The sequence below is a fragment of the Streptomyces sp. NPDC059009 genome (genome assembly GCF_042740175.1).
In the GTDB taxonomy this organism is placed as follows: Bacteria; Actinomycetota; Actinomycetes; order Streptomycetales; family Streptomycetaceae; genus Streptomyces.
Window position 1 is genome coordinate 14,097 of sequence record NZ_JBHYJB010000024.1, and the last position, 16,943, is coordinate 31,039.

The 16,943-nt window shown below is 70.6% G+C and carries 13 protein-coding genes; 6 read left to right on the top strand and 7 right to left on the bottom strand.

The annotated features are described in order from the left end of the window. Positions 1-21: 21 nt before the first annotated feature. The 3 genes from ACFWYM_RS23435 (at position 22) to mscL (ending at position 2,242) form a co-directional block, all read left to right on the top strand. On the top strand, positions 22-861 hold the full coding sequence (locus ACFWYM_RS23435; protein ID WP_384840730.1) for an S-methyl-5'-thioadenosine phosphorylase: 840 nt from the start codon (positions 22-24) through the stop codon (positions 859-861). A 226-nt stretch (positions 862-1,087) separates the two neighbouring features. Beyond that, positions 1,088-1,579, top strand: a complete 492-nt coding sequence (locus ACFWYM_RS23440) for a hypothetical protein (protein WP_384840416.1) — start codon at positions 1,088-1,090, stop codon at positions 1,577-1,579. Between the two features lie 162 nt (positions 1,580-1,741). Next, complete coding sequence (gene mscL, locus ACFWYM_RS23445) at positions 1,742-2,242, top strand: large conductance mechanosensitive channel protein MscL (RefSeq protein ID WP_384840418.1); 501 nt, start codon at positions 1,742-1,744, stop codon at positions 2,240-2,242. 7 nt (positions 2,243-2,249) lie between these two features. Here the strand turns inward: mscL and ACFWYM_RS23450 are convergent, their stop codons facing one another. The 7 genes from ACFWYM_RS23450 to nirB form a co-directional block, all read right to left on the bottom strand. Next, on the bottom strand, positions 2,250-2,480 hold the full coding sequence (locus ACFWYM_RS23450) for a hypothetical protein (RefSeq protein ID WP_384840421.1): 231 nt from the start codon (positions 2,478-2,480) through the stop codon (positions 2,250-2,252). A 40-nt stretch (positions 2,481-2,520) separates the two neighbouring features. After that, on the bottom strand, positions 2,521-3,933 hold the full coding sequence (locus ACFWYM_RS23455) for a NarK family nitrate/nitrite MFS transporter (RefSeq protein ID WP_384840424.1): 1,413 nt from the start codon (positions 3,931-3,933) through the stop codon (positions 2,521-2,523). An 84-nt stretch (positions 3,934-4,017) separates the two neighbouring features. After that, positions 4,018-4,839, bottom strand: coding sequence for a pyruvate formate-lyase-activating protein (gene pflA / locus ACFWYM_RS23460; RefSeq protein ID WP_384840427.1), 822 nt, complete (start codon positions 4,837-4,839; stop codon positions 4,018-4,020). 96 nt (positions 4,840-4,935) lie between these two features. Beyond that, positions 4,936-7,194, bottom strand: a complete 2,259-nt coding sequence (gene pflB / locus ACFWYM_RS23465) for a formate C-acetyltransferase (RefSeq protein ID WP_384840430.1) — start codon at positions 7,192-7,194, stop codon at positions 4,936-4,938. 234 nt (positions 7,195-7,428) lie between these two features. Further along, the gene (locus ACFWYM_RS23470) at positions 7,429-8,769 is read right to left on the bottom strand and encodes an anaerobic C4-dicarboxylate transporter family protein (RefSeq protein ID WP_384840733.1); all 1,341 of its coding nucleotides are present in this window, start codon (positions 8,767-8,769) and stop codon (positions 7,429-7,431) included. A 105-nt stretch (positions 8,770-8,874) separates the two neighbouring features. After that, entirely contained in the window at positions 8,875-10,296 is a 1,422-nt protein-coding gene (locus ACFWYM_RS23475; protein ID WP_384840433.1) for a NarK family nitrate/nitrite MFS transporter, read from the bottom strand. Positions 10,297-10,458: 162 nt separating this feature from the next. Next, positions 10,459-13,218: a nitrite reductase large subunit NirB gene (gene nirB, locus ACFWYM_RS23480; RefSeq protein WP_384840436.1), complete on the bottom strand. Its 2,760-nt coding sequence runs from the start codon at positions 13,216-13,218 to the stop codon at positions 10,459-10,461. A 509-nt stretch (positions 13,219-13,727) separates the two neighbouring features. Between nirB and ACFWYM_RS23485 the strand changes: the two genes are divergently transcribed. From ACFWYM_RS23485 to ACFWYM_RS23495, 3 genes are all read left to right on the top strand, one after another. Continuing rightward, the gene (locus ACFWYM_RS23485) at positions 13,728-14,450 is read left to right on the top strand and encodes a sirohydrochlorin chelatase (protein WP_384840439.1); all 723 of its coding nucleotides are present in this window, start codon (positions 13,728-13,730) and stop codon (positions 14,448-14,450) included. A 31-nt stretch (positions 14,451-14,481) separates the two neighbouring features. Next, positions 14,482-15,759, top strand: a complete 1,278-nt coding sequence (locus tag ACFWYM_RS23490; protein ID WP_384840442.1) for a low temperature requirement protein A — start codon at positions 14,482-14,484, stop codon at positions 15,757-15,759. A 61-nt stretch (positions 15,760-15,820) separates the two neighbouring features. After that, complete coding sequence (locus tag ACFWYM_RS23495; protein WP_384840445.1) at positions 15,821-16,918, top strand: P1 family peptidase; 1,098 nt, start codon at positions 15,821-15,823, stop codon at positions 16,916-16,918. The last annotated feature ends 25 nt before the right edge of the window (positions 16,919-16,943 follow it).

Below are 16,943 nucleotides of genomic sequence, written 5' to 3' on the forward strand. Positions count from 1 at the left end.
ACTGTGCTCGGCATGACTGACATGGCGAACGCGGCGCAGGCGGAGATCGGTGTCATCGGCGGCTCGGGCTTCTACTCGTTCCTGGAGGACGTGACCGAGATACAGGTGGACACCCCCTACGGAGCACCCAGCGACTCCCTCTTCCTCGGCGAGGTCGCGGGCCGGCGGGTCGCCTTCCTGCCCCGGCACGGTCGCGGCCACCATCTGCCGCCCCATCGCATCAACTACCGCGCGAACCTGTGGGCGTTGCGCTCCGTGGGAGTGCGCCAGGTGCTCGGCCCGTGCGCGGTGGGCGGGCTGCGCGCCGAGTACGGACCGGGCACGCTGCTGGTGCCCGACCAGCTCGTGGACCGCACCAAGTCCCGTGCGCAGACGTACTTCGACGGGGTGCCGCTCGTGGACGGGACCGAGCCGAACGTGGTGCATGTGTCGCTGGCCGACCCGTACTGCCCCGTCGGGCGGGGGGCCGCGCTGAAGGCGGCGCGCGGGCGGGACTGGGAGCCGGTGGACGGCGGGACGCTCGTGGTGATCGAGGGGCCGCGGTTCTCGACCCGGGCCGAGTCGCGCTGGCATGCCGCGCAGGGCTGGTCGGTGGTCGGCATGACGGGCCACCCCGAGGCGATCCTGGCCCGTGAACTCGAGCTCTGCTACACGTCGTTGACGCTGGTCACGGACCTGGACGCGGGGGCGGAGACCGGCGAGGGAGTCTCGCACGACGAGGTGCTGCGGGTGTTCTCGGCGAATGTGGACCGGCTGCGGGGCGTGCTGTTCGACGCGGTGGGCGCGCTGCCGACGGGTGAGCGGGACTGTCTGTGCGCACAGGCGCTGGGTGGGATGGATCCGGGGATTCGGCTGCCGTGACTTCTCCCTCGAATTGCCCCTTCGGGTGAGGGAGTTGTCCACAACCGGCGAGTAGCGCACGGGGCTCAGCGGGATGTGGCGCGGGCCTGCATCGTGAGATCGAAATCCGAGCTCCTCACGGCAGGCGGTGGTCGCCATGGCCCAGTTCTCTCACCGGTCCTCTTCCCCCACCCAAGTCCCTTTCCCCGCGCGTCCGTACCCGGGTGACGCGCCACAGGTCGGGCAGGTGCCGCTGTTCCCGCCCCTGCGGGTGCGCGGGGACCGGCTGCGGCTGCGCCGACTGCTGCGCCAGCGGCGGCGGGTCATCGCCGTGGGCCTCGCCATGACCGCCGCCGCGCTCGCGGCCACGGGCCCGCCGGACGCCGGGCGGGCCCGGGCGCAGAGCGGGCGGCCGGACGACGGGCGGGGCGTGGCCGTCGCACCCGCGCGAGAGCAGTCGGCGGCCGAGGCGAGGGTGACGGCCCCAGTGCGCATCGCGGACGCCGGGGCGGCACGGCTCCTGCGGCCCGGCGACCGGGTCGACGTCATCGCCGGGGACAGTGGTGGAGGCGGGGCGCCACGCGTCGTGGCGGCGGGCGCCCGAGTGTCCGAGGTGCCCGAGTCGCGGGAAAGCGCGGGCGAGGGCGGGGCGTTGGTGGTCCTCTCGGTGCCGCGCTCGACGGCGACGCGGCTTGCCGGAGCCGGGGCCACGTCACGGCTGGCGGTGACGCTGTGCTGAGCCACACCGCGGGAGGCTTCCCGAGCGCCCGGCCTGACGCGCTGTCAAGTCCCTCGTTCGTGTTGCCCAATTGGACAGGGCTGCCACGGCCTGCCGTAGGTTGCCATGCTGGTCGCTCCATGCGCACCGGCGTCAACCGCACATGCAACGAAAGGTCTCGTGGTGAGCGAGAAGAAGGAACCGGGCGTCTGGGAGGGCTTCAAAGCCTTCTTGATGCGCGGCAACGTCATCGACCTGGCGGTCGCGGTGGTCATCGGCGCGGCCTTCACGAACATCGTGAACTCCGTGGTGAAGGGCGTCATCAACCCGCTCGTCGGCGCCTTCGGCACGAAGGATCTCGACCACTACAGCTCGTGCCTGAAAGCGCCGTGCGACGTGGCGAAGGACGGGACGGTCAACAGCGGGATCCCGATCATGTGGGGCTCCGTGCTCAGCGCGGTCCTCAGCTTCCTGATCACCGCGGCCGTCGTCTACTTCCTGATGGTGCTGCCGATGGCCAAGTACCTGGCGCGGCAGGCCGCGCAGAAGGCCGCGAAGGAGGGCACGCAGGAGATTCTGGAGGTGACCGAGCTGGAGGTCCTCAAGGAGATCCGCGACGCGGTGGTGGCGCAGCGCGGCTCGGGCGGGAACAGCCCGGGCAGCGGGACCGGCAGCGGGAGCTAGCGCAGCCTCACAGGTGGTGGGGCGGCTTCTCGTCGAGGAAGCGGGCCAGGTCGGCGGCGCTGTCGCCGCTGCTGGAAGGCCGCTCGCCCCACCCCTGGTCCGTATCGTCCGAGGACTGCTGGGACAGCGGGTCGTCGAAGACCAGGCCGTTCTTCGGCTTCTTCGGCGCCGTGTTCTGCGGCTTCTTCGACGACGCGTCCTTCGGATCGCGCGGTTCGGGGGCGGGGGCGGTGCTCATGCCTCCAGGGTACGACCGTGGGGTGCTCCCCCGCCCCGGGTCAGCTCGGGGCCTCGGCGCCCGGGCGGGCGTAGAACCACCAGCAGACGGCCAGGCACGTGACGTAGAAGCCGATGAACAGCCAGAGCGAACTGGTCACGGCGAAGTTCGCGAACATCGCTGGGATGAAGAAGAAGCCGTACGCGGCGATCGCGGCGGAGAAGCCGGTGACGGCGCCCGCCTCCATCTCGGCCTGCTTCAGCGCGGCCTGCTCCGCCTCCGCGCCCTTGCCCTCAGCCTGCTTCAGGTGGTGGTCCCGGAAGATCACGGGGATCTGCCGGAAGGTCGAGCCGTTGCCGATGCCGGAGAAAGCGAAGGCGCACAGGAAGCCGACGTAGAAGGCCCAGAAGTTGCCCTGGTTGCCGCCGGACGGCAGGGCGTTGATCACCACGATCAGCGAGGCCGCCATGCCGACGAAGGCGACCATCGTCACCCTGGCCCCGCCGATCTTGTCCGAGAGCCAGCCGCCCGCCCAGCGGGTGATCGCGCCGACGAAGGGGCCGATCCAGGCGTAGGTGGTGGCCTGGTAGCCCTGTGCGGCGAAGTTGTTCTTGATCAGCAGCGGCAGGCCCGCGGCGAAGCCGATGAAGGAGCCGAAGGTGCCGACGTAGAGCCAGGTCATCAGCCAGTTGTGCTTGCGCTTGAAGATGATCTTCTGCTGGCTGAAGGGGGCCGCGGCGACCTTGAGGTCGTTCATGAAGAACCAGGCGAGCAGCGCCATGATCACCAGGAGCGGTACCCAGAGGAAGGCGCCGTTCTGCAGCCAGACGTCCTTGTTCTTGACGGTGTCGCGCTGCGAGTCGCCGGCCGGGGCGCCGAGGACGGCCGCCGTGACGACCAGCGGGGCGACCAGCTGGACGACGGAGACGCCGAGGTTGCCGAGGCCGCCGTTGAGGCCGTTGGCGCTGCCCTTCTCCCGCTTGGGAAAGAAGAAGCCGATGTTCGCCATGGAGGAGGAGAAGTTGGCGCCGCCGATGCCGCAGACCGCGGCGATCAGCGCCAGCTCCCAGTACGGGGTTCCTGTGTCCTGCAGCGCGAAGCCCAGCCACAGCATCGGGGCGATCAGGATGATCGTGGAGAACGCGGTGAACTTCCGCTCGCCGAAGATAGGCCCGATGAAGGTGTAGAGGATCCGGAAGGTGCCGCCGGTGATGCCCGGGATCGCCGTCAGCCAGAACAGCTGCGACGTGGTGAGGCCGAAGCCGACGTCGTTGAGGCGGACGGCGGTGACCGACCAGACCTGCCAGACGACGAAGCCGAGCATCAGGGCCGGGATCGAGATCCACAGATTGCGGTTGGCGACCTTCTTGCCGGTCGTCCGCCAGAAGGAGTCGTCCTCGGGACGCCATTCCGCGATGGTGGATCCGGGACGGTAGGTGTCGCCCGTCCGCCTGTGGCTGGTGGGAGCACTCATGGGGCCACGGTAGGTAGGGCCTGCCGGGGCCGCCTGTCCGCTGGGCCATTCGGGTGGCCCGGGCCCTTGGAGCGGGCCCGGTGCTCAGACGGCCTTGAGGCCCTGGGCCTCGAAGATCTCCTTGGCTGCGGCCACCTGGTCCGGGGTGGGCGAGGGGGTGTCGTGCAGCGTGAAGTTCTTGCCGAGGGCCTGCCACTTGGCCTCGCCCAGCTTGTGGAAGGGCAGCACGTCGACGCGGGAGATGTTGCCGAGGGAGGCGGCGAAGCGGGCGACGCCCTCGATGTTCTCGGGGTCGTCGGTCAGGCCCGGGACGAGCACGAAGCGGACCCAGACGTCCTGGCCGAGGTCGGCGAGACGGCGGGCGAAGTCGAGGGTCGGCTGGAGCGGGCGCCCGGTGACCTTCTTGTAGGTGTCGGGGTCCCAGGACTTGATGTCGAGCAGCACCAGGTCGACGTCGCGCAGCAGCGCGTCCGTGGCGCGCGCGCCGAGGAAGCCGGAGGTGTCGAGGGCGGTGTGCAGGCCCAGCTCGTGCTTGAGGCGGTGCAGCAGTTCGCCGGTGAAGACGGGCTGCAGGAGGGGTTCGCCGCCGCTGACGGTGGCGCCGCCGCCCGCGGCCGAGATGAACTTCGTGTACTTGGCGGCCTCGGCGATCACGTCGTCCGCCGTGGTGCGCTTGCCGTCGCGCATCCGCCAGGTGTCGGGGTTGTGGCAGTACAGGCAGGTCAGCGGGCAGCCCGAGAGGAAGGTGACGAAGCGGGTGCCCGGTCCGTCGACGCCCGTGGACAGGTCCCAGGAGTGGATGGAGCCGGTGACCGGCCGGTGGGTGGCGGCGGCGGCCGGGGTGGCCGCGTCCTCCTCGCACCCGAGGGGACGGACGGGGATGTCGCTACCGAGAAGCACAGCCATGACGGAACTCCCGAAGTACTGCTGGCAGAAAGTGGAGTTCGCGGCCTCCGGGGCCGGGGTGAGGGCCCGGCCCCGGGGCCGCGAGTCTGGGGTGGCTCAGAGGGAGCCGTGGAAGGTGCGGTTGATGACGTCCAGCTGCTGGTCGCGGGTGAGCCGGATGAAGTTCACCGCGTAGCCGGAGACCCGGATGGTGAGCTGCGGGTAGTTCTCCGGGTGCTCCATGGCGTCCTCGAGCGTCGCCTTGTTGAGGACGTTGACGTTCATGTGGAAGCCGTCGCTGGCCATGAAGCCGTCCAGCACGCCGGAGAGGTTCTCGATGCGCTCCTCGGGAGTGCGGCCGAGGGCGTCCGGGGTGATGGTGTTGGTCAGCGAGATGCCGTCCTCGGCGTCGTCGTAGTTGAGCTTGGCGACCGACATCGCGGAGGCGATGTAGCCGTGCTCGTCACGGCCGTTCATCGGGTTGGCACCGGGGGCGAACGGCTCGCCGGCGCGGCGGCCGTCGGGGGTGTTGCCCGTCTTCTTGCCGTAGACGACGTTCGAGGTGATCGTCAGGACGGACTGGGTGTGCAGCGCGCCCCGGTAGGTCTCGTGCTGGCGGATCTTGCCCATGAAGTCCGAGACGATGCGCTGGGCGATCTCGTCGGCACGCTCGTCGTTGTTGCCGTAGGCGGGGTAGTCGCCCTCGATCTCGTAGTCGACGGCGAGGCCCGTCTCGTCGCGGATGACCTTGACCTTGGCGTGCTTGATGGCCGAGAGGGAGTCCGCGGCGACCGAGAGGCCGGCGATGCCGCACGCCATGGTGCGCAGGATGTCCTGGTCGTGCAGGGCCATCTCGATGCGCTCGTAGGCGTACTTGTCGTGCATGTAGTGGATGACGTTCAGCGCGTGCACGTACGTCTTGCCGAGCCAGCCGAGCATCGCGTCGTACTGCTGGGCGACGGTCTCGTAGTCGAGGTACTCGCCCTCGATGGGCTCGAAGCCCTTGACCACGAGCTTGCCGGACTTCTCGTCGCGGCCGCCGTTGATCGCGTACAGGAGGGCCTTGGCGACGTTCACGCGGGCGCCGAAGAACTGCATCTGCTTGCCCACGGCCATCGCGGAGACGCAGCAGGCGATCGCGGTGTCGTCACCGTACTTGGGGCGCATCAGCTCGTCGGACTCGAACTGGATGGCCGAGGTGTCGATGGCGACCTGGGAGGCGTACTCCTTGAAGCCCTGCGGGAGTTCCTGCGCCCAGAAGACCGTGAGGTTCGGCTCGGGGGCCGGGCCCAGGTTGTAGAGGGTCTGCAGCGCCCGGAAGGTGGTGCGCGAGACGAGCGGGCGGCCGTCCTCACCGATGCCGGCCATCGACCAGGTGACCCAGGTGGGGTCGCCGGAGTACAGCTCGTTGTACTCGGGAGTGCGCAGGAAGCGGACGATGCGGAGCTTGATGACGAAGTCGTCGATGAACTCCTGGGCCTCGGCCTCGGTGATGAGGCCGGCCTCGATGTCGCGCTGGAGGTAGATGTCGAGGAAGTTGTCGATGCGGCCGATCGACATGGCCGCGCCGTTCTGCTCCTTCACCGCGGCGAGGTAGGCGAAGTACAGCCACTGGACGGCCTCGCGGCCGGTCTTGGCCGGGCCGGAGATGTCGTAGCCGTACGACATCGCCATGTTCTTCAGCTCGCCCAGGGCCTTGATCTGCTCGGAGATCTCCTCGCGGTCACGGATGACGTGCTCGGTGGGCCACTCGTCGGCGAGCTTGTCCTTGTCGGCCTGCTTGGCGGCGATCAGGTGGTCGACGCCGTAGAGGGCGACGCGGCGGTAGTCGCCGATGATGCGGCCGCGGCCGTAGGCGTCCGGCAGGCCGGTGATGATGCCGGAGGAGCGGCAGGCGCGGATCTCGGAGGTGTAGGCGTCGAAGACACCCTCGTTGTGGGTCTTGCGGAGGTGCGTGTAGACGTCCTTGACCTCGGGGTCGGCCTCGTAGCCATAGGCGTTGAGGGCACCCTCGACCATGCGCCAGCCACCGTTGGGCATGATCGCGCGGCGCAGCGGGGCGTCGGTCTGGAGGCCGACGATCAGGTCCTTGTCGGCGTCGATGTAGCCCGGCTTGAAGGCGTCGATGCGGGACGGGGTCTTCACGTCCACGTCGTAGATGCCGCGCTCGATCTCGGTCGGGAACATCGAGAGGAGCTTGTCCCAGACGGCCGTGGTGCGCTCCGTCGGCCCGGCGAGGAAGGAGCTGTCGCCTTCGTACGGGGCGTAGTTCTGCTGCACGAAGTCGCGGACGTCGATGGCGTCCCGCCACAGCCCGCCCTTGAAGCCCTTCCAGGCTTCACCGTGCACTGTCGTTTCCGCAGGAGTGGCAGTCATGGCCTGCACCTTCCGAGTCGCTTCTTCGCTACGCCTCCATTGCACTCCCGTTTGATCGATCAAAGGGGCCGCAATGGTCCTCGATTCCGGGCCGGAGGGCCCTATTCGGAGGGTCGGGGCGACAGCGGCACTGCCCTGACCTGGTGTTTCTCATGGGACTTTGGGCCTAAGTTCGCTTGTGAAAGCATTCACAAGAATTTCCGGGCTTTCCTGTGGTACGCCCGGAATGCCGGTTCAGGCCAGGAGTTCCGCGATCCCGAAGCCCGTGAGGACCGAGACCGTGACGGTGACCAGGCCCGGCAGCATGAAGGAGTGGTTGACCACGAAGCGGCCGAGCCGGGTGGTGCCCGTGCGGTCGAAGTTGATGGCCGCGAGGAAGGTGCCGTAGGTGGGCAGCAGGAAGTAACCGTTGACGGCCGGCCACATCGCGATGAGCAGCGGGGCCGGGATGCCGAGGGCGACGCCGAGCGGCATCAGGGCCTTGGTGGTCGTCGCCTGGCTGAACAGCAGGGCGGACAGGACCAGGAGCATCACCGCGAAGAACCACGGCTGGGAGCGGGCGACGCCGCCGAGGGCGTCGGTGATGCGGTGCTCGTTGGCGCCGATGAAGGAGAGGCCGAGCCAGGACAGGCCGAACACCCCGATGACGGCGACGAGTCCGGAGCGGGCGACGTCGGAGCCGGGGATCTTCTTCGCGTCGACCTTGCACACAAGGAGGATCAGCGCGGCCACGGCCATCATCAGGATCTCGATGGTGGCCGCCATGGACAGCGGCCCCTTGCCGTCGGCGGCTCCGGGGCGCAGGGAGGGGAAGAGGCCGCTGAGGACGACGGCCGCGGTGCCGAGGAGGAAGAGGTAGGCGGACCAAGCGGCGCGCGGGGGAAGGGGGTTCGGCTTCGCGAGGGGGTCGAGGGCAGGCGTCACCTCGGGGCCGGGCACCGGCTCCAGTTCGCCCGCGGCCAGGCGGCGCTGGTACTCGGCGTCCTGCTCCAGTGGCTTGCCCACGCGGCTCTGCACCGCCGCCGCGACCAGGACGCCGACGAGGGTGGCAGGGACCGCGACCGCCATGATCTTGGGCAGCCCCCAGCCGTCCTTGTCGAACAGCACGATCATGGCCGCCATCGCGGCGGAGACCGGGGACGCGGTGATGCCGACGGTGGCGGCGATCGACGAGACGGCGATGGGGCGTTCGGGCCGCACACCGCCCTCGCGGGCCACGTCGTGGATGACCGGCAGGAGCGGGTAGAAGACATGCGCCGTGCCCGCGCCGAGGGTGAAGAGCCAGGAGACGACGGGTGCGATGAAGGTGATGCGGGACGGGTTGCGGCGGATCACGCGTTCGGCGACGCCGACCAGGTAGTCGATCCCCCCGGCCGTCTCCATGGCCGCGGCGGCCATGATCACGGCGAGGATGATCAGCATCACGTCGACGATGCCGGAGGTGTCGGCCGGGGCCACGCCGAAGACGGTGGCCAGGACGAAGACGCCCACCGCGCCCCACAGCCCCATCGCCACCCCGCCCCTGCGGGAGCCGAGGGCGATGGCGCCCACCATCACGGCGAGTTGGAGGAACATGCTGAGCACGGCGGTGGCCCTTCACGGTTCAACGGCGGGTGCGGGACATGGCGGAGGGCCGGACGGTTTCCCGGCCGGCCCCCTGGAATCCGTACGAGCGTCGGATCAGCTCGGCGACTCCGCGCCCTTGCGGGCGTAGTACCACCAGCAGACGACGATGCAGCTGGCGTAGAAGCCGACGAAGCCCCACATCGCGCTGGTCACGGCGAAGTTGGCGAACAGCGCCGGGATGAAGAAGAAGCCGTACGCCGCGATGGCCGCGGTGAAGCCGGTGACGGCGCCCGCCTCCATCTCGGTCTGCTTCAGCGCCTTCGCGTACTCGGGCGTGCCCTCCGTGAGGCCCTTCAGGTGCTGGTTGCGGAAGATCACCGGGATCTGGCGGAAGGTCGAGCCGTTGCCGATGCCGGAGAAGAAGAAGGCCGCGAGGAAGCAGAGGAAGAAGCCCGCGAAGTTGCCCGAACCGGAGCCGGAGGGCAGGAAGTTGATCACGCCGATGATCGACGCGGCCATGCCCACGAAGGACAGGATGGTGACGCGGGCGCCGCCCAGCTTGTCCGCGATCCAGCCGCCCGCCCAGCGGGCCAGGGCACCGAGGGCGGGGCCCATCCAGGCGTAGGTCGCGACCGAGTAGGACGGGAACGTGGTCTTGATCAGCATCGGCAGGGCCGCGGCGAAGCCGATGAAGGAGCCGAAGGTGCCGACGTAGAGCCAGGTCATCAGCCAGTTGTGCTTGCGCTTGAAGATGATCTTCTGCTGGCTGAAGGAGGTCGAGGCGGTCTTCAGGTTGTTCTGGCCGAACCAGGCGATGAGCGCCAGGACGATCAGGACCGGGACCCAGATGAAGGCGGCGTTCTGGAGGTAGACCTCCTTGCCGGTCTTGCTGTTGTGCTGGCCCGAGCCGAGGGCGAGCACCGAGCTGGTGATCACGATCGGGGTGAGCAGCTGGACCACGGAGACACCGAGGTTGCCGAGGCCGCCGTTGATGCCGGTCGCGTTGCCCTTCTGCGCCTTCGGGAAGAAGAAGCCGATGTTCGCCAGCGAGGAGGAGAAGTTGGCGCCGCCGATGCCGCACAGGGCGGCGATCATCGCCATGGTGGTGAAGGACGTGGAGGTGTCCTGGATCGCGATGCCCAGCCAGATCAGCGGGACGATCAGGACGACCGTGGACAGCGCCGTGAAGGTGCGCTGGCCGACCTTCGGGCCGAGGAACGTGTAGAAGATCCGGGCCGTACCGCCGGTGATGCCCGGGATCGCCGTCAGCCAGAACAGCTGAGAGGTGGAGAAGCCGAAGCCGACGTCCTTGAGGTTGGTCGCGGTGACCGACCAGACCTGCCAGACCACGAAGGCGACCAGGAGCGCGGGGACCGCGATCCACAGGTTGCGGGTGGCGACCTTCTTGCCGGTGGCCTTCCAGAAGAGTTCGTTCTCCGGCTCCCAGTCGGTGATGGTCTTGCCGGGGCGGTATTGCGCGGGGTCGTACGACGTACCAGCGTCGGCGGCCTGTGCCTGAGTGGCAGCGGATCTCATGACGTGTCCCAGTTCGCTACGGGTCCTGACCTATCCACGATCCGTCCCAAAGCGCTGTCGGAGCAGAGGCGTTGGACACCCGCTGAGCAGCCTGAAGTCACCCATGTAAAGGGGACTTCAGACCCCGCGCACCCGGATCCCGCGCACTCAGACCTCGTGCACTCAGACCTCGTGCACCGGCAGCGTCACCGACGGGTCGTCCAGGCACGCCCCGGTGCGCAGGTCGAACTCCTGCTTGTGCATGGGCGAGGCGACGACGGGGACGCCGCCGCGGGTGCCCATGACGCCGTTGGCGATGACGTCGGCGCCGGAGAACGGGTCACGGTTGCCGAGGGCGTACACCTTGCCGTCCTCGTCCTTGAAGAGGGCGGCCTCGGTGCCGTCGGGCAGCACGGCGGCGCGCCCACGGCCCGGCTCCAGGAACTCGGGGGCGCCGCCGAGGTCGTAGCCGACGTCGATGCGGCCGAAGCGGGCCAGGGCGGCCGGGTCCTCCAGGACGGCCTTCCACTCGTCGCGGTAGGCGGCCACGTGCCGCTCCATCTGCGCCTCCAGCTCGGCACAGAGGCCCAGCTCGTCCTCGATCAGGACGGCCTTGAGGTGGTCCAGCCCGCCCATGCGCTCGAACCACGGGGCGGTGCGCTCCAGGCGCTCGCCGGTGCGCAGGTAGTACATGAGGAAGCGGTCGATGAGGCGGAAGAGCTCGGCGGCGGTCAGGTCGGCGGCGAGGAGGTCGGCGTGGCGGGGGGTGGTGCCGCCGTTGCCGCCGACGTAGAGGTTCCAGCCGTTGGCGGTGGCGATGACGCCGATGTCCTTGCCCCGGGCCTCGGCGCACTCGCGCAGACAGCCGGAGACGCCGCCCTTGATCTTGTGCGGGGTGCGCAGGCCGCGGTAGCGCAGCTCCAGGTCGATGGCGAGCTGCACGGAGTCGCCCTGCCCGAACCGGCAGAACTTGGACCCGACGCAGGACTTCACCGTACGCAGCGACTTGCCGTAGGCGTGGCCGGACTCCAGGCCCGCGTCCACCAACCGCTTCCAGATCGCCGGGAGTTGTTCGGCGCGGGCGCCGAAGAGGTCGATGCGCTGGCCGCCGGTGATCTTCGTGTAGAGGCCGTAGTCGCGGGCGACCTCGCCGATCGCGATGAGCTTGTCGGGGGTGATCTCGCCGCCGGGGATGCGCGGGACGACGGAGTAGGTGCCGTCCTTCTGGAGGTTGGCGAGGAAGAGGTCGTTGGAGTCCTGGAGGGTGGCCTGTTCGCCGTCGAGGACGTGGCCGATGCCCAGTTCGGGCGCGAGCGTGCCGAGGACGTTGCCGACGACCGGCTTGCACACGGCGCAGCCCGCGCCGCCCCGGCCGTGCTTCTCCAGGAGCTCGGTGAAGGAGCGGATGTGCTCGGTGCGGATCGTCTCGTAGATCTCCGAGCGGGTCAGCGCGAAGTGCTCGCACAGGCCCCGGTCCTTCTCGATGCCCGCCGCTTCCAGTTCGGCGTCGAGCACGGCCTGGAGCGTGGAGACACAACCGCCGCAGCCGGTACCGGCCTTGGTGCACTTCTTGATGCCGCCGACGTCGGTGAGGGAGTTCTCGGCGACGGCGGCGCGGACGGCGCCCTTGGTGACGTTGTGGCAGCTGCACACGACGGCGTCGTCGGGCAGCGTGTCGGCGCCCGGCGCCTCCGCCCCGGAGTTCGGCACCACGTACGCCTCCGCGGGCGCCGGGAGGGCGCGGCCCGCGTGCGGCTTCAGGGTGCCGTACGCCTCGGCGTCACCGACGAGGATGCCGCCGAGCAGCTGTCCGTCGGGGCCGAGCAGCAGCTTCTTGTAGACGCCCTCGCGGGAGTCCGAGAAGACGACGGAGACCGCGCCGTCCTGCCCCTCGGGGGCGAACGGGTCGCCGAAGGAGGCCACATCGGCCCCCATGAGCTTCAGCTTCGTGGAGGTGTCGGCGCCGGTGAAGACCGACATCCCGTCCCCCGCGAGGGCGCTGGCCGCCGCGTCGGCCATCTGGTAGCCGGGCGCCACCAGGCCGTAGACGCGGCCGTCGGCGGTCTGCGCGCACTCGCCGATCGCGTAGACGTACGGGTCGGTGGTCCGGCAGTGCTCGTCGACGACGACGCCGCCCCGGTCGCCCACGGCCAGGCCCGCCTCACGGGCGAGCCGGTCCCGGGGACGTACGCCCGCGGAGAAGACCACGACGTCGGCGCTGATGGTGCGGCCGTCGCTCAGGTGCAGGGTGCGGGCGGCGCCGTCCGCGTCCGTCTCGACACTGCTCGCGCCGACGCCGGTGTGCACGGCCACGCCCATGCCCTCGATGGTGGCGCGCAGCGCGGCGGCGCCCCCGTCGTCGACCTGCAGCGGCATGAGCCGGGGGGCGAACTCGACGACGTGCGTCTGCAGCCCGAGGGTGCGCAGCGCGCCCGCCGCCTCCAGGCCGAGCAGGCCGCCGCCGATGACGACGCCGGTGCGCTTGTCGCCGGCCTTGGCGTACTCGGTGAGGGACTCGACGTCGTAGAGGGTGCGGTAGGTGAAGCAGCCGCGGGCGTCGGCGCCGTCGATGGGCGGCACGAAGGGGTAGGAGCCGGTGGCGAGGACCAGCGCGTCGTACGAGAAGCGCGTGCCGGAGGTGGTGGTGACGGTGCGGGCCGCGGTGTCGATGTGCTCGGCGGGGTCGCCGAGGCGCAGCTCGATGCCGTGGCGGGCGATGAACTCCGGGGTGCAGAGCGAGAGTTCGTCCTCGCCGGAGCCCGTGAAGGCGGAGGAGAGGTGCACGCGGTCGTACGCGGCCTTGTCCTCCTCGGCGAGCACGACGACCTGCCAGCCGGGGCCCGCGGGGTCGGCGGGGTCGATGAGGGCACCGCGTTCGGCGAGGGTCTCCAGGAGACGCTGACCCACCATTCCGTGGCCGATGAGCACCAGGGTCTGGATCATGAGGGGCACACTCCGTCGTACTGGGGGCTCCGCCTTCGGGGGCCGCTGTGTCTGCCTGTTCGAGGGCCGCTGTCTCTGCCTGCGAGGGCCACGCCTACGAGGTCTCTGCCTGCGAGGGCCACGCCTACGAGGGCCGTTTCCTCTTCGACGGTAGGCCGGGGGCGGGGTGCGTCCCGTCCGGGAAAGGCCCCTGTGCTGGGGACCAAGGGCCCCCGGGGTCAGGGCCTTTGGCGCGCGGGACGGGCGCTCGGGAGGCATAGCGTCGTAAGGGACGGGCTGCTCCCCGACCGAGAGCGCGGCCCGCACGATGCGGCTTCCGGAGCGGGAAATGCGGCGACACCGTTTCCCGCTCCGGTTCCCGCTAGCCCTGCCGTGAGGGCTGAGGTCGAGAGGTTCCCTTCCCCGATCCCGCCCCTTCCCGAAACCGGCTTCGCCGATGGGGGTGCCGTATGTCACCGGCTTCGCCGAGTCCGTCCCCGAGCGCAGGACGGGCCGAGAGCGCCGGGCGAGTGGTCTCAGACCTCGTCCTCGCCGTGCACGGCAGCGCGCTGCCCGCCGCCTCGGCCACCATCTCCCGCCTCTGCGACGCCGTCGAACTCCGGCTCGGCATACGCCCGTTGGTCGGCCATCTCGACCACCAGTCCCCCTCCCTCTCCGAAGCACTCGACTCCGCAGGGCCCGGTGCCGTCGTCGTCCCCCTCCTCCTCGGTGACGGGTACCACCGCACCATCGACATCCCCGCCGTCGTCGAGGGGCGCGGCTGTGTGCTCACCGAGAGCCTCAGCGGTGCGCCCGCCGTCGCCGCCGCACTGCACGGCCGCCTCCGGGAGACGGAGAACGCGTACGGGGACAGGGCCGACGCCGTCGTCCTCGCCGCCGCCGGATCCTCGCGGGCCGGGGGCAACGACGGGGCCCAGATCGCGGCCCGGCAGCTGCGCGCGCGGCTGCCCGTGCACGGGGCGCCCGTGGAGGTCCCCGTCGTGGTGGCGTACTGCTCGGCGGCCGAGCCGACCGTTCCGGACGCCGTCGCGCGGCTGCGCGCCGCGGGGTACCGGAGGATCGCGATCGCCACGCATCTGCTTGCGCCCGGGCGGTTCACCGTGGCCCTCGCGCGGGCCGGGGCCGACCTGGTCGCCGAGCCGCTCGCGGACCACCCGAGGATCGCGGAGCTGGTGGCGGACATCGTGGGGCGTGCGGGTGTCCGTGCCGCTCCCGTGGGTGCCGCAGCCTGAATCGGCGTTCCGGTTCTGCTGTCCTTGGCCCATGACGCCAAGCAGCGACCTGCCGTCCGGGTCCTCCGGGCCCCACACCGCACCCACCGCACCCACCGCACCCACCGCTCCCGCCGCACCCGCCTCTCCCGCCGCCCCTCCCCCACTGCGCCCCATGGCCGCCCGCGGCCGCGAGGAGGAGCACCGCGCGGCGACCCCGCTGGAGCTCTTCTTCGACCTCTGCTTCGTCGTGGCGGTGGCCCAGGCCGGTGCCCAGCTCGTGCACGCCGTCGCCGAGGGGCACACCGGCGAGGGCGTGCTCAACTACGCGATGGTGTTCTTCGCCATCTGGTGGGCCTGGATGAACTTCTCCTGGTTCGCCTCCGCGTACGACAACGACGACGTGCTGTACCGCGTCGTGACCCTCGTGCAGATCGCCGGGGTGCTCGTGCTCGCCGCCGGGGTGTCGAAGGCGTCCCAGGACCATGAGTTCCTGGTCGTCTGGCTGGGCTACGCGATCATGCGCGTGGCGATGATCTCCCAGTGGCTGCGCGCCGCCCGGTCCACGACGGGGACCGAGCGCGGCACGGCGCTGCGGTACGCGGGCGGGATCGCGCTCTGCCAAGTCGGCTGGCTGGGGCTGCTGTTGCTGCCGGAGGCGGGGCGGCCCTGGGTGTTCCTGGTGATGGCGGTCCTGGAGATGTGCGTACCGGCGTACGCCGAGCGGCGCTTCACCACGGCCTGGCATCCGCACCACATCTCGGAGCGCTACGGCCTGTTCACCATCATCGTGCTCGGCGAGACGATCGCCGCGGCGACGGTCGCGGTGAAGGAGGGCATCGACGAGAACGACGCGCTGAGCGAGCTGCTGCCGCTCGCCGCGGGCGGACTCCTCGTCGTCTTCGCCGCCTGGTGGATCTACTTCGTGGTGCCGATCCAGGGCCATCTGCGCTCCAACAACCAGGCGTTCCTGTGGGGTTACGGCCACTACCTGATCTTCGCCTCGGCGGCCGCGATCGGTGCGGGCATCGAGATCGCCGTGGAGCAGGACCTCGGCAAGGCGCACATCTCGACGACGGCCGCGTCCGCCGCCGTGACGATCCCGACGGCCGTCTACCTCCTCACGGTCTGGCTGCTGCACTCGCGCTATTTCAAGGTGGGGCTCGCCCAGCAGCTGGTGCTGCCGGTGACGGCGGTGGCGGTGCTCGCGTGCACGTTCGCGGGGCGGTCCGCGGTGCTGCTCGCCGGGATCGTCTCGGCGCTCGCGGTGGTGACGGGGACGACGCTGACCTCCCGGATGGTCCGCGCGGAGGCCGGGGCGGCCGCCTGAAACGCCCGCCCCCGCCCGCCTCCCGCCTCCCGCCGCCCAACTCCCGTGATACGTATGGAAGATGGCCACTACAACCGGCACCCCAGGCGCCACCGCCAAGAACCCGGCGGGCGCCCTCACCGACATCCCCGGCCTGCGCGTGGGCCACGCCACCCGCACCGGTGACGGCTACCTCACCGGCACCACCGTGGTCCTGGCCCCGCCGGGCGGCGTCATCACCGCGGTGGACGTGCGCGGCGGCGGCCCCGGCACCAAGGAGACCGACGCCCTGGACCCGCGCAACCTCGTCCAGCGCATCGAGGCGATCGTCCTGACGGGCGGCAGCGCGTACGGGCTCGACGCGGCGACAGGGGTGATGGCGTGGCTGGAGGAGCAGGGGCGCGGCGTCCCCGTCGACCCGTCCGACCCGGCGCGCGTGGTGCCCGTCGTCCCGGCCGCCGCCGTCTTCGACCTCGGCCGGGGCGGCGACTTCACGGCCCGCCCCGACGCGGAGACGGGCCGCGCGGCCGTCCTCGAAGCGGCCCGCAGCGAGGCGGGCGCCCCGGTCGCGGAGGGCAGCGTCGGCGCGGGCACGGGCGCCCTCGTGGGCCGGATCAGGGGCGGGGTCGGCACGGCGTCGACAGTGCTGCCGTCGGGAATCACGGTCGCCGCCCTCGTCGTGGCGAACGCGGCGGGCTCGGGCGTGGATCCGCGGACGGGGGTGCTGTACGGGCGGTACTTCGAGGACCCCGGAGATGTCCTCGGCGCGCCCGCGCTCCCCGCGCACCCCTCCCCCGAGGCCCACGCCGCCGCCACCCGCCGCCTCGCCGACCTCGCCGCCGCGAACGGCCCGGCACCCCTCAACACCACCCTCGCCGTGGTCGCCACGGACGCCGACCTGAACCGCGCCCAGGCCCAGAAGCTCGCGGGCACCTCGCACGACGGCATGGCGCGCGCCGTCCGCCCGGTGCACCTCCTCAACGACGGGGACACGGTCTTCGCCCAGGCGACCGGCGAGCGCCCCCTCGCCGAGGGCAACCCCCTTGCCCTCAACGAGATCCTGGCGGCGGGCGCCGACCTGGTGACGCGGGCGATCGTGCGGGCGATCCTGGCGGCCGGGTCGGCGCGGACTCCGGGCGGGACGTTCCCCTCGTACGGCGATCTCTACGGAGATATCTGATCCAACGGGGCATATTGCACATATA

Coding starts and splice junctions, on each gene's coding strand:
- pflA (WP_384840427.1), bottom strand. CDS start 4,839: ATGGCTGTGCTTCTCGGTAGCGACATCCCCGTCCGTCCCCTCGGGTGC.
- pflB (WP_384840430.1), bottom strand. CDS start 7,194: ATGACTGCCACTCCTGCGGAAACGACAGTGCACGGTGAAGCCTGGAAG.
- nirB (WP_384840436.1), bottom strand. CDS start 13,218: ATGATCCAGACCCTGGTGCTCATCGGCCACGGAATGGTGGGTCAGCGT.
- ACFWYM_RS23470 (WP_384840733.1), bottom strand. CDS start 8,769: ATGTTCCTCCAACTCGCCGTGATGGTGGGCGCCATCGCCCTCGGCTCC.
- ACFWYM_RS23475 (WP_384840433.1), bottom strand. CDS start 10,296: ATGAGATCCGCTGCCACTCAGGCACAGGCCGCCGACGCTGGTACGTCG.
- ACFWYM_RS23435 (WP_384840730.1), top strand. CDS start 22: ATGGCGAACGCGGCGCAGGCGGAGATCGGTGTCATCGGCGGCTCGGGC.
- ACFWYM_RS23490 (WP_384840442.1), top strand. CDS start 14,482: ATGACGCCAAGCAGCGACCTGCCGTCCGGGTCCTCCGGGCCCCACACC.
- ACFWYM_RS23495 (WP_384840445.1), top strand. CDS start 15,821: ATGGCCACTACAACCGGCACCCCAGGCGCCACCGCCAAGAACCCGGCG.
- ACFWYM_RS23455 (WP_384840424.1), bottom strand. CDS start 3,933: ATGAGTGCTCCCACCAGCCACAGGCGGACGGGCGACACCTACCGTCCC.
- ACFWYM_RS23450 (WP_384840421.1), bottom strand. CDS start 2,480: ATGAGCACCGCCCCCGCCCCCGAACCGCGCGATCCGAAGGACGCGTCG.